This window comes from uncultured Cellulomonas sp. (assembly GCF_963527515.1).
Taxonomy (GTDB): domain Bacteria; phylum Actinomycetota; class Actinomycetes; order Actinomycetales; family Cellulomonadaceae; genus Cellulomonas.
In genome coordinates, this window is the sequence record NZ_CAURTV010000109.1 from 1 (window position 1) to 11,457 (window position 11,457).

Sequence of the window (11,457 nt, forward strand, 5' to 3'; positions counted from 1 at the left end):
GGCTCGGGCAGCTCGCCGTGGGCCTCGCCGTGCTCGCCGCGCTGGTCACGGGCGTGCCGGCGGTCGGAGCGGGGCTGCTCTCCCCCGTCGAGCTCGCCGTCGTCGTGCTCACCCCGCTGGCCGCGTTCGAGGCCACGTCGCTCCTGCCCGCCGCGGCGATCCAGGTGCAGCGCTCGCGCGCCGCCGCCTCGCGCATCCTCACGCTCCTCGACTCCCCAGCAGGCTCCCCGAGCGACGTACCGACCGGCCCGACGCCCGACGCCCCCGTGCCGGCCGGTCCGCCGTTGACGGCCGCCGGGCTGGCGATCGGCTGGCCGGGCGGACCTCTGCTCGCCGAGGGCCTCGACCTGGTGCTGGACTCGGGCCGGTCCGTCGCGATCGTCGGCCCGTCCGGGACCGGCAAGACGACCGCGCTGCTCACGCTGGCCGGGCTGCTCCCCCGGCGCGGCGGCTCGCTCACGCTCGGCGGGCAGGACATCGACCGCGTGGCCCGTGCGGCCGTGGTGCGCGCCGTCGTCGTCGGCACCGAGGACGCGCACGTGTTCGGCACGACCGTGCTGGAGAACCTGCGGGTCGCACGAGGGGACGTCACGGCGGCGGAGGCCACGGCGGTCCTGGCGCGCGTGGGCCTCGGCGACTGGCTCGGCGGCCTGCCGGACGGGCTCGAGACGCTGCTCGGCCCCGACGCCCGCACCGTGTCGGGCGGCGAGCGCCGGCGGCTCCTGGTCGCCAGGACGCTCCTGTCGCCCACCGCGCTGCTGCTGCTGGACGAGCCCGCCGAGCACCTCGACCCGGTGCGCGCGGACGCGCTGGTCGAGGACCTGCTGCGCGACCCGCGGGGCGTCGTCGTCGTGACGCACCGGCTCACCCCGCTCGCCGCGGCCGACGAGGTCCTCTGGCTGCAGGACGGCCGGATCCGCGCGCGCGGGACGCACGCGGAGCTCACGGCGACGTCGCCGGGCTACCGTGAGGCGCTGGACCGCGAACGGGCGGGCGAGGAGACGGAGGCGGGACGTGCGCGATGAGACCCACCCCACCGGCCTCCTCACGAAGGTCGAGGAGTCCGCGCTGCCCCTCACCGGCGATGCGCTGACCGACCTGCTCGGCGCCATCCTGGCGGTCGCCAGCGAGCTGGAGCTGGCGACGGTGCTCGAACGGTTCGTGCAGGTCAGCGCCGAGCTCACGGGGGCCAGGTACGGCGCCCTGAACGTGCTCGACGCGCACCACACCTCGACCACCTTCGTCTTCACCGGCGTCCCCACCGCCGTCGCCGGAGCGCTGCGGACGGCACCCCACGCACAGGGCGTGCTCGGCCAGATCCCGGAGACGGGCGTGCTGCGCCTGGCCGACCTCCGCGAGCACCCGGCCTTCCGCGGCTTCCCCCGCGAGCACCCGCCGATGGGGTCCTTCCTCGGCGCGTCCGTCCGCGTCGGTTCTCGGGTGTTCGGGCAGCTGTACCTCTCGGAGAAGGCCGGCGGCTTCACGCAGGGTGACGAGGACGTCGTCGTCTCGCTCGCGGCCGCCGCGGGGGTGGCCGTCGCCAACGCCCAGCTCTACGCCGAGGCCGAGCGACGCGAGCGCTGGCTGCGCGCCGGGCAGGAGATCACCACCATGCTGCTCGAGGGGCTCGACGAGGAGGAGGCCCTCGACCACATCGCGGCGACCGCGCTGGAGCTGGCCGGTGCCGACACCGCCGCCCTCGCCCTGCCAGGTGTGGGCGGGGAGCTGTTCATCGAGCTCGCCGTCGGCCACGCGAGCGAGCGCATCCTGGGCGCCCGGATGCCTCTGGGCGGTCGGGCCTGGACGGTCATGACCGAGGGGAAGGGCCTGATCACGCCGTCCCTGTCGGCAGCCCGCACGGTGGCGGTCCCCGTCATGCGCGCCTTCGGTCCCGCGCTCTACGCCCCCCTGCGGTCCTCGGGGCAGGACATGGGGGTGCTCATCCTCCTGCGCAAGATCGGCGCCACCCCCTTCGAGGACAGCGACCTGGCGACCGCCGAGTCGTTCGCCGCGCAGGCGGCCCTCGCGTACGTGCTGGCAGGCGCGCGGCACGCCCAGGACCTCGCGTCCCTGCTCGAGGAGCGCGAGCGCATCGCGCGTGACCTGCACGACCTGGCCATCCAGCAGCTGTTCGCCACCGGCATGCAGCTGGAGACCGTCCGCCGCCGTGCCGCGCGGGGCGTCGACCCGACCGACCTCACGGCCATCGTCGACGAGGCCCTGGACAACGTGGACGCGTCGGTGCGCCAGATCCGCCAGATCGTCCACGAGCTGCACGACCCCGACGCCGCCTCGGGACTGGTCGAGCGCCTGCGCCGCGAGGCGTCGCTGGCCCGCACCGGTCTCGGCTTCGCCCCGTCCTTCGTCGTCACCCTGGACGGCGTGACGGTGGTCGAGGGCGGCGTCGAGGAGGACCAGCTGGACGAGCGAGTGAGCCCCGCCCTGACGTCCGACGTGGTCGCCGTCGTGCGCGAGGGGCTGGCCAACGCCGCCCGGCACGCCCACGCCGCGTCGGTGACCGTGCACGTCTCGGTCCGCGGAGCAGGTCCGCTGGGCATCGTGCTGGTCGAGGTGCAGGACGACGGCGTCGGCCTGCCGTCGGTCCGCGAACGGAGCTCGGGCACGGGCAACCTGGTCTCCCGTGCGCGCCAGCACCGGGGCACGTTCTCCCTCGGCGTCTCTCCCGACGGTCGCGGCACGCTGCTCACCTGGGAGGCCCCGCTCGCCTGAGCGAGCGGTCGGGCGGCTAGTGGCCGGGCTCGGCGCGCCAGCCGGCGTGCTTGCGGGACGCCACCCAGGCGGCGACCTGGGTCCGCCGCTGCAGCCCCATCTTGGCCAGCAGCGACGTGATGTGGTTCTTGACGGTCTTCTCGACCACGCCGAGGCGCTCGGCGATCTCGCGGTTCGACAGCCCCTCACCGATGAGGTCGATGACGCGCAGCTCGCTCGGGGTCAGGCTCTCGGTCGGGTCGTCGTGGCCGGCCTTGCGGCGGGTGACGGTCCGCTCGTCCAGGAGGATGCGGCCGGCTGCGACGGCACGGATCACGTCGGTGATCTCGGCACCCCGCACCGACTTCAGCAGGTACGCGGCCGCGCCGGCGTCCAGCGCGGCGGCCAGGGCGTCGTCGTCGTCGAACGACGTCAGCACGATCGCGCGCGCGTCGGGGAGCTGCTCGTGCACCGCAGTCATCAGCTCGATGCCGGTGCCGTCGGGGAGCTGGAGGTCCACCAGGAGCACCTGCGGCCGCACCAGCGCCGCCCGCCGCACGCCGTCGGCGACGGAGCCGGCCTCGGCGACGACAGACATGCCCTCGGCCCGGTCCACCACCTCCGCTATCCCACGCCTGACGACCTCGTGGTCGTCGACGATCATCACGGTGATGGGACCTGCGGAGGCGCTGAGTGAGGGCACGGTGGCATCGTATCGAGCGTGACGACGCTCCTGGTGCCCACCACGCTGACGGACGACCCGACAGTGCCTCCCGACGTGCGGGTCCTGCGCTACGACGTGGACGCCCCCATCCCTCCGGACGCCCTCGACGCCGAGGCACTCGTGCTCTGGGGGAACGGCCCCGAGCAGATGGCCGACGCGGCCCGCCGGCTAACGCGGCTGAGGTGGGTGCAGACGCTCGCGGCCGGTCCGGACGCCACGCTGGCCGCCGGCTTCGCGGACGACGTGGTGATCACCTCGGGCCGGGGCCTGCACGACGGCCCGGTCGCCGAGCACACCCTGGCCCTGATGCTGGCCGCCGCCCGGCGCATCCCCGACCTGGTGCGTGCGCAGGCCGAGCACCGGTGGGCCGGCGAGCTGGGCGGCATGCAGGACGCCCGCACCGGCCAGGCCTTCCGTTCGCTCGACGGTGCCCGGGTGCTGATCTGGGGCTTCGGATCGATCGCAGCCCGGCTGGCGCCCCTGCTGGCCGCGCTGGGCGCCCAGGTGACGGGGGTGGCGACGACGGCCGGCGACCGCCACGGGTTCCAGGTGATCTCCCCGTTCGACCTGCCCGACCACCTCCCCCGCACGGACGTGCTCGTCTCGCTGCTGCCCGCCACCGAGCAGACCCGGCACGCCATCGACGCCGACGTCCTGGCGCAGCTGCTCCCGCACGCGTGGGTCGTCAACGTCGGCCGCGGTGCCACGCTCGACGAGGCCGCCCTGCTCGCCGCGCTCCGGTCGGGGCGCCTGGCGGGGGCCGCCCTCGACGTGTTCGAGACCGAGCCCCTGCCCGCCGACTCCCCGCTGTGGGACGAGCCCCGGGTGCTGATCAGCCCGCACGCAGCCGGGGGACGGCCGATCGGCGCCGGTGAGCTGATCACTGCCAACCTCGCCGCCTTCCTGTTCGGCGGGGAGCTGCGCAACGTGGTGACGCGGTAGTCAGAACCGGCCGCGGCGGGGCCGGGGCTGGCAGCGCGGGCAGCTGTACGAGGACCGGTTCATGAACTCGTCGCGGCGCACCGGCGTGCCGCACCGGTGGCACGGCCTGCCCTCCTGGCCGTAGACGGCCAGCGAGCGGTCGAAGTACCCGGAGGCGCCGTTCACGTTCACGTAGAGAGCGTCGAAGCTGGTCCCACCCTGCGCCAGCGCCTCGGTCATCACCTCGAAGGCTCCGTCCAGCGCCCGCTCCACCTCGGCCCGGCGCAGCGTCTCGGTGGGTCGCGCGTAGTGCAGCTGCGCCCGCCAGAGGCCCTCGTCGGCGTAGATGTTGCCGATGCCGGACACCACCGTCTGGTCCAGCAGCGCCCGCTTGAGGCCCGTCCTGCGCCGACGGACCGCGGCCACGAGCGCCGCACGGTCGAGCGCGGGGTCGAGCAGGTCGCGGGCGATGTGCCGGACCGGCTCCGGGACGACGCGGAGCGGTGAGCCGAGCCCTCCGGCCGCTCCGTCGGGGGTCGGCACGAGGTCCGGCACGCTCAGGTGGCCGAACGTGCGCTGGTCGACGAAGTCGAGGGCGGACTCGTCGTCGAGCTCCAGCCGGACCCGCAGGTGCGGGTGCTCGACGCGTGAGCCCGGCGCCCGGACCAGCAGCTGCCCGCTCATGCCCAGGTGCGCCATGAGGGCGTCGTCGCCGGTGTCCAGGAGGAGCCAGAGGAACTTGCCGCGCCGCACCGCCGCGTCGAGGCGACGGCCCCGCAGCCGGCCGGCGAAGTCGAGGGGACCGGCGTCGTGGCGCCGGACGCTGTAGTCGCGACGCACCTCGACGCCGGTGACGGTCCGGCCCAGCACGTGCCGCGCCAGCCCGTCCCGGACGGTCTCGACCTCGGGCAGCTCGGGCACGTCAGGACTGGTGCAGGGCCGCGAGCGTCCGGTAGGCGTCCGCGGCCGCGTCCTGCTCGGCGAGCTTCTTGGCCGCGCCGATGCCGGTCCCGCGAGGCACGCCCGCCACCATCGCGCGGGCGGTGAAGGTGCGCGAGTGGTCCGGGCCCTCACCGACGACCTCGTAGCTGGGGGCGCCCAGGCCCATCGCCGCGGAGAGCTCCTGCAGCGACGTCTTCCAGTCCAGCCCCGCCCCCAGGCCCGCGGCGGCCTCCAGGGACGGACCGACCAGCCGCTCGACGAGCGTGCGTGCGCTCTCCACGCCGTGGCTGAGGTAGACGGCTCCGAACACCGCTTCGAGCGTGTCGGACAGGATCGAGTCCTTGTCCCGACCCCCGGTCGACAGCTCACCCTTGCCGAGCAGCATGTAGCTGCCCAGGTCCAGGTCCCGCGCGACGACCGCGAGCGCGCGCTGCGACACCGTGGCGGCCCGCATCTTCGCGAGCGCACCCTCCGGGAGCCCCGGGTGCGTGCGGTACAGACGCTCCGTCACGACCAGCCCGAGGACCGCGTCGCCGAGGAACTCGAGCCGCTCGTTGGTCGGGATCCCCCCGGCCTCGTGGGCGAACGAGCGATGTGTCAGGGCGAGCACGAGAAGCTCGGGGTCCAGGTGGACCCCGAGCTTCTCGAGAAGTTCTGCCGCGGCACTCACGCCGGTCCTCCGGTCATCGAATGCTCAGCGGCGGACGAGCTGGCTCAGCGAGCCTCGAACTCCGTGCGGACGGCCTCGGCGTAGTTGCGGTCCTTGTAGGTGCCGCACGTCGGGCAGGCCGTGTGCGGCATCTTGTTGGACTTGCACTGCGGGCACGTGTGGAGCGTCGTGGCAGTGGTCTTCCACTGCGACCGACGCGCACGGGTGTTGCTGCGCGACATCTTGCGCTTCGGAACAGCCACGGCTAGCTCTCTTTCGTCTCGTCGTTCGATCCCAGCAGGCCGCCCAGGGCGGACCAGCGGGGGTCAAGCGTCTCATGCGAGTGGTCAGGGTCATCCGCGAGCCGTGCACCACACTCGGAGCACAGACCGGGGCAGTCGGGGCGGCACAGCGGCTGGAACGGCAGAGCCGGCACGACCGTGTCCCGCAGCGCGGGCTCGAGATCGACCAGGTCGTCCTCGAGCTCTCGTACGTCTTCTTCCTCGTCGCCGTCCTCCGCCGCGACAGCCGCGCGCTCGGGGTAGACGTACAGCTCCGTGAGAAAGACGTCGACATCCTCGACGACCTCACCCAGGCAGCGCACACACTCCCCGATCGCCCGACCACGGACGGATCCGGTGACCAGGACCCCCTCCATGACCGCCTCGAGCCGCAGATCCAGCTCGACGTCGGTCCCGGTGGGGACGCCGATCACCTCGGTACCGAGATCCTCAGGGGCGCCCACGGTGCGCTGCACGGTCCTCGTCGATCCCGGACGTCGGCCGAGCTCGTGCGTATCGAGCACGAACGGCGAACGGGGATCGAGGCGAACAGGGCGCGACACGGCCAGGGGTCCCCTCGTTGATCTCGGTCCCGCCATGAGCGGCAGAACCAACGGACAACTCTACGGCACAGGTCACAGGCCACCCAAATCCTGATCGAGTGGCGCAGGTCTCAGCTGTCGTCGGCCCCGAGCCGCTCCGCCAGCTTCGCCCGCCCGGCCTGGACCTGGCTGAGCACCTTGCCCAGGTCGATCTCGAAGTCCGCCAGGCGCCGGTCGCAGTAGTCGTCCGCCTCGCGCTGCAGCCGCTCGGCGGTCGCCTCGGCCTCCGCGACGATCTGCGCCGCACGTTCCTGGGCCGCGACGACGACGGCCTCCTGGTCCACCAGGGCGGCGGCCTGGGCGCGGGCGCGGTCCAGCAGCGCGTCGGCGTCGGCCTGCGCGACGGACCGCGCGGAGTCCGCGTCGGCCAGCACCTCGTCGGCACGGGACAGCTGGCTGGGCAGCACGTCGCGCGCCTGGTCCACGAGGTCGAGCAGCTCCGCGCGGTTGACCAGCACGGACGACGACATCGGCATCGCCCGCGCCTGGGTGACGGCCGTCGCGATCGCGTCCAGCACGCCCGTGAGGCCCTCGGGCCGGGTGGTCGGGTCCTCGTCGGTCATCTGGTGTCCCCTCCTCGAAGTGCCGCCCGTACCGCGTCCGCGACGCCTGCCGGTACGAGGTCGTCGATCGGTCCGCCGTACCGGGCGACGTCCTTGACCAGAGACGACGCGATGTGGGCCAGGTTCTGGTCGCCGACGACGAACACGGTCTCGACCCCCGACAGGTGCCGGTTCATGAGCGCCATCGGCAGCTCGGCGTCGAAGTCGGCACCACCGCGCAGACCCTTGACCACCGCCACCGCACCCACCGTACGGACGAAGTCGGCGAGCAGCCCGTCGACGGCCTCGACCCGCACCCCGTCCACGTCCGTGAACGCGGCACGCGCCAGGGAGATCCGCTGCTCGACCGGCAGCAACGACGACTTGGCCGAGTTCCGCGCGATGCCGACCACCACCTCGTCGAACATCGAGCGCGCGCGCCGCACGACGTCCACGTGGCCGAGCGTGAGGGGGTCGAAGGACCCGGGGCAGACGGCGGTGGTCACGTGGTCAGGGTAGGCCAGCGGGTCCGTCCGACCACCGTGACGCGCGCCGGCTCACGTCCGGCTCACGTCCGGCCCACCTCCCAGCCGGCCACCTCGCTGGTCGCCCGTAGCGTGGCGGGTGGCGCCGCCGGCGCCGGCCAGGCCAGGACGAGGTAGTCCTCCACCGGCACCTCCGCGACGCCGTCGTAGGCGACGTCCCTGCCTCGGGCGTGCACCCGCACCCGGTAGGTGCCCGCTCCGTGCGCGTCGAGGCGGTCGGGGATCCCGTCGCCGGAGGCCCACCCTCCCGCGGCAGACAGGGGCGCGTCCTCGGTGGTCCGGAGGGACAGCTCCGCCACGTCCTCCCACGCGGCGTCGACCGCCTCGGGCGCCGTCTCCAGCGCGATGCACGTCACGCGGACCACTCCGGTCGCGATGCCGGTGCCCACCTGGGCCGACGTCGCGGTCACTCCCCACACCAGCGGGACGGGCGCGTCCTCACCCGGTTCCCAGGGATCCGGCTGGTACCCGAGGGTGAACTGGTGCTCGTCGACGAAGATCTCGACGGTCGCCGGCACCGACGGCTCCCTCGACCCGGATGCGGCGCCGGGAGGCGGCGTGCGCGGTGGCGGGTCGGCCGGGAGCCGGGCGAGAGTCCGCTCCCAGTCCGTGACGATCGACCCGGTGTCGGGGAACGCGATGGGCGGCGCAGGGACCGCGCACGCAGCCAGGTGCGGTTCCACGACGTCGGGCTGCTCCCAGGCCTCGGCGGGTGGGCGGTCGACCGGCTCACGGACCGTGGCCACCACGGCCTGCGCCGTGAACGCCTCGGCCGGATCGGGGCTGTCGACTCGCAGCACGCTCCCGTCGGGCAGCGAGATGCTCCACATCGTCACCGCGTCCGGGTCGGCGGCGAGCTCCTCGTCGGTCGGGACCTGACCCGACAGCTGCGAGCCGACCGGCCAGACCGGGACGTGCTCCACGCCGTCGACCACGGCGACGAGGCAGCCGTCGGGGCGCGTCGCCAGCGTCGCCCGCACCGGTACCGCCGGCGCGTCGAAGCGGTCGTCGTCGGGATCGAGGTCCGACAACAGGAGCAGGCCGACGCCCGGCTCGCGCACCTGCCAGATCGTGGCGAACGCCGTCTCCGTGGGCTCGATGCCGGCCTCCGCCGTCGCGCAGCCGGACGCCAGCAGCACGGCCGTCGCCGCGAGCGCCCCCCGACCGGCCCGTCGCACCGGACGACCGTAGCGTGCACGGCGGCACACCGGCCCACCTTCCCGTGCCACTCTCGGGCATGGCTCCCGACGTCGTCCTCGACCCTGCCTCCAGCGCCGATGCCGCGGCGATCCGCACGGTGCTGGCCCACGCGTACCGCACGAACCCGCTGATGGTCTGGGCACTGCCCGATACCGCCACCCGCGAGGACGCCTGTGCCGCCTGGCTCGGGCCGTCGGTGGACCGCTACCTCGCGGTCGGGCGGGTGCTCGTCGCCCGGCACCACGAGCGGGTGGTCGGCGTCGCGGCCTGGCGGCTGCCCGCGGCGGGCCCGGCTCCGGACTCGCTGCCCACCCCGAGCGGCGTCCTGGCGGCGCTCCTGGGACGAGCACGGGCCGAGGAGATCCTGGCGGCGCTGTCGTCGGCGGCCTCGCTCGCACCTGCGCAACCGGCGGACTACCTCAACTACCTCGCGGTGGAGCCCGAGCTGCAGGGACGGTCGATCGGGACTCGGCTGGTCGAGGCAGGCATCGCCGACTCCGACAGCGCTGCCCTCGGCACGTACCTCGGCACCACGGACCCTCGAAACCTGCCCTTCTACCGGCGGCTCGGGTACGTGGACGCGGGGGCCACGACCCTGGCGCCCGGCGGCCCGGTGCTCACGGTCCTGCACCGCGGTCAGGACCCGGCGGGCTCCGCGAACCACATGACGGTGTCGCCGTAGGCGCGTCGGTCCAGCCGGACCAGCGACGCCGGCCAGGTCGGCTCGGCGGTGCGCGAGGCCCGCTCCACGACGACCACGGCGTGCGGCGTCAGCATCCCGCCCACCGCGGCCAGCACCCCGGCGAGGTCGTCCTGCGCCAGGTCGTACGGCGGGTCGATCAGGACGAGGTCCCACGGCGCCGCCGGGGGGCGCTGCGCGAACCGCTCCGCCTTGTCGGCGACGACCTGCACGGTCGCCGCCAGCCCGAGCGCCGCGACGTTGCGCCGGCACACGTCGGCGGCGTCCCGGGCGGCCTCGACCAGCGTCGCGTGCGCGGCGCCCCGGCTGGCCGCCTCGATCCCGAGCGCACCGGACCCCGCGTACAGGTCCAGCACCCGGGCGCCGTCGATCACGTCGAGGTGCTCCAGACGCGAGAACAGGGCCTCCCGCACGCGCTCGCTGGTCGGCCGGGTGCCCGAGCGCGGCACCTGCAGCACGCGCCCGCCGACCGTCCCGGCGACGATCCGGGTCACCGACGCGCCCCGGCCCGCTCCTGCTCCTGCGCGTCCATCAGGGTCTCCATCAGCGAGCGCGTGCGGATCGACGACGCGACCAGCACGGCGATGACGGCCAGGACGATCTGCGCGTAGAGCAGGGTGGCGTTCACCGTCCGGAGCAGCACCGCGATCCAGACCGGGAGCAGGCAGAGCACCACGAGGTCCGGCCCCCGGGCCAGCACCGTGGCCACGCCGGTGGGCAGGGCACCCATGGGCGTGGAGACCAGGGCGCCCCCCCAGTCCGGGGCCGGCCGGTACGACGCGCGCACCGCCGCGGCCGCCCAGACGGGCGTCGACGCGATCCCGAGCGCGATCCAGCCGGGCACGTCGCCCGCCCACCGGCCGACCGCGGCGAACGCCACGACCGACCACAGGGCCATGGCCGCGGCGGGCACCACCATGCGCAGCCGGCGGACGGTCTTGGCGTCGATCGGCAGCAGGCGGTCGAGGATCGGCGCCATCTCGGCGCGGCGGGCACCCTCACCGGTCGCACTCATCGCGACGGATCCCGAGACGAGCAGCGCGAGGAGGACGCCACCCGGGCTGGCCAGCTGCGGCACGGTGCTCACCAGCACGGGGACCAGCGCCGCGACCACCAGCTGCACCACGTGACGGGCGGACCGGCGGAGCACCACCACGTCCGCGGTGATCAGCGCCGAGACCGGTCCGCGAGCCGTGCGGAGCCGGGAGACCCACCGCCGGACGGGGGCGGCCGCACCGTCCGTGAGCGCCCGACCGAGCTCGCGGGAGTCCATCGACACGACGGCGCCGACCGCCTGTGTGGCCACCGAGCCGCTCTCGCGCAGGCTGCGCGCGGGCATGCGGCCGAGGCGTCTGTCGACCAGGAACGCCAGTGCCACGACGACGGGGACGAGGGCGGCGACGAGCCACCACGGAGCTCCGGGCAGCCGGTCGACGGACCAGCCGACCCGCGCGAGGACGACGGCGGCGACCGGGGCGAGGAACAGGAGCACGTCACCCGCGAGCGCGATCGACCGCCGGGACACGCTCGCGGACTGCCCGACCGCCGCGAGCAGCACGATCCCGGCCGCCACCAGGGCCGCGGTCGCCGCGACCCGCGCCACGCGCAGGCCGGGGTCCGCGAGCAGGCCCGCGTCCAGGAG

The 11,457-nt window shown here is 74.6% G+C and carries 14 protein-coding genes; 4 read left to right on the forward strand and 10 right to left on the reverse strand.

From position 1 onward, the window contains the following. Nucleotides 1–1,025: ATP-binding cassette domain-containing protein (locus tag RYN42_RS17400; protein ID WP_315098067.1), on the forward strand; the 1,025-nt coding region annotated here is incomplete at its 5' end. Further along, complete coding sequence (locus RYN42_RS17405) at nucleotides 1,015–2,730, forward strand: GAF domain-containing protein (RefSeq protein ID WP_315098068.1); 1,716 nt, start codon at nucleotides 1,015–1,017, stop codon at nucleotides 2,728–2,730. The genes RYN42_RS17400 and RYN42_RS17405, both read left to right, overlap by 11 nt. A 16-nt stretch (nucleotides 2,731–2,746) precedes the next feature. Here RYN42_RS17405 and RYN42_RS17410 read toward each other — a convergent pair whose 3' ends face one another. Next, nucleotides 2,747–3,373, reverse strand: coding sequence for a response regulator transcription factor (locus RYN42_RS17410; RefSeq protein WP_315098079.1), 627 nt, complete (start codon nucleotides 3,371–3,373; stop codon nucleotides 2,747–2,749). A 57-nt stretch (nucleotides 3,374–3,430) separates the two neighbouring features. On the opposite strand from RYN42_RS17410, the gene RYN42_RS17415 reads away from it, so the two are divergent. Next, the gene (locus tag RYN42_RS17415) at nucleotides 3,431–4,375 is read left to right on the forward strand and encodes an NAD(P)-dependent oxidoreductase (protein ID WP_315098069.1); all 945 of its coding nucleotides are present in this window, start codon (nucleotides 3,431–3,433) and stop codon (nucleotides 4,373–4,375) included. Here RYN42_RS17415 and mutM read toward each other — a convergent pair whose 3' ends face one another. The 7 genes from mutM to RYN42_RS17450 form a co-directional block, all read right to left on the reverse strand. After that, a complete protein-coding gene (gene mutM / locus RYN42_RS17420; protein WP_315098070.1) occupies nucleotides 4,376–5,275 on the reverse strand; it encodes a bifunctional DNA-formamidopyrimidine glycosylase/DNA-(apurinic or apyrimidinic site) lyase in 900 nt (299 codons plus the stop codon). Nucleotide 5,276: 1 nt separating this feature from the next. Further along, on the reverse strand, nucleotides 5,277–5,966 hold the full coding sequence (rnc, locus tag RYN42_RS17425) for a ribonuclease III (protein ID WP_315098071.1): 690 nt from the start codon (nucleotides 5,964–5,966) through the stop codon (nucleotides 5,277–5,279). Between the two features lie 44 nt (nucleotides 5,967–6,010). Then, on the reverse strand, nucleotides 6,011–6,208 hold the full coding sequence (gene rpmF, locus RYN42_RS17430; protein ID WP_315098072.1) for a 50S ribosomal protein L32: 198 nt from the start codon (nucleotides 6,206–6,208) through the stop codon (nucleotides 6,011–6,013). Between the two features lie 2 nt (nucleotides 6,209–6,210). After that, nucleotides 6,211–6,789 (reverse strand): DUF177 domain-containing protein, encoded by a 579-nt coding sequence (locus tag RYN42_RS17435; protein WP_315098080.1) that lies wholly within the window; start codon nucleotides 6,787–6,789, stop codon nucleotides 6,211–6,213. A gap of 110 nt (nucleotides 6,790–6,899) precedes the next feature. Next, on the reverse strand, nucleotides 6,900–7,391 hold the full coding sequence (locus RYN42_RS17440; RefSeq protein WP_315098073.1) for a hypothetical protein: 492 nt from the start codon (nucleotides 7,389–7,391) through the stop codon (nucleotides 6,900–6,902). Then, nucleotides 7,388–7,876, reverse strand: coding sequence for a pantetheine-phosphate adenylyltransferase (coaD, locus tag RYN42_RS17445; RefSeq protein WP_315098074.1), 489 nt, complete (start codon nucleotides 7,874–7,876; stop codon nucleotides 7,388–7,390). Before coaD ends, RYN42_RS17440 begins: the two co-directional genes overlap by 4 nt. A gap of 62 nt (nucleotides 7,877–7,938) precedes the next feature. Further along, on the reverse strand, nucleotides 7,939–9,093 hold the full coding sequence (locus tag RYN42_RS17450) for a hypothetical protein (protein WP_315098075.1): 1,155 nt from the start codon (nucleotides 9,091–9,093) through the stop codon (nucleotides 7,939–7,941). 59 nt (nucleotides 9,094–9,152) lie between these two features. On the opposite strand from RYN42_RS17450, the gene RYN42_RS17455 reads away from it, so the two are divergent. Further along, nucleotides 9,153–9,797 (forward strand): GNAT family N-acetyltransferase, encoded by a 645-nt coding sequence (locus RYN42_RS17455; protein WP_315098076.1) that lies wholly within the window; start codon nucleotides 9,153–9,155, stop codon nucleotides 9,795–9,797. Here the strand turns inward: RYN42_RS17455 and rsmD are convergent. Further along, nucleotides 9,752–10,309 carry a 16S rRNA (guanine(966)-N(2))-methyltransferase RsmD gene (gene rsmD / locus RYN42_RS17460; protein ID WP_315098077.1) on the reverse strand — a complete coding sequence of 186 codons (558 nt, stop codon included), beginning with the start codon at nucleotides 10,307–10,309 and terminating at the stop codon, nucleotides 9,752–9,754. The two genes, RYN42_RS17455 and rsmD, sit on opposite strands and share 46 nt — an antisense overlap. Beyond that, on the reverse strand, nucleotides 10,306–11,457 hold a 1,152-nt coding region (locus RYN42_RS17465), incomplete at its 5' end, for a DUF6297 family protein (protein ID WP_315098078.1). The genes rsmD and RYN42_RS17465, both read right to left, overlap by 4 nt.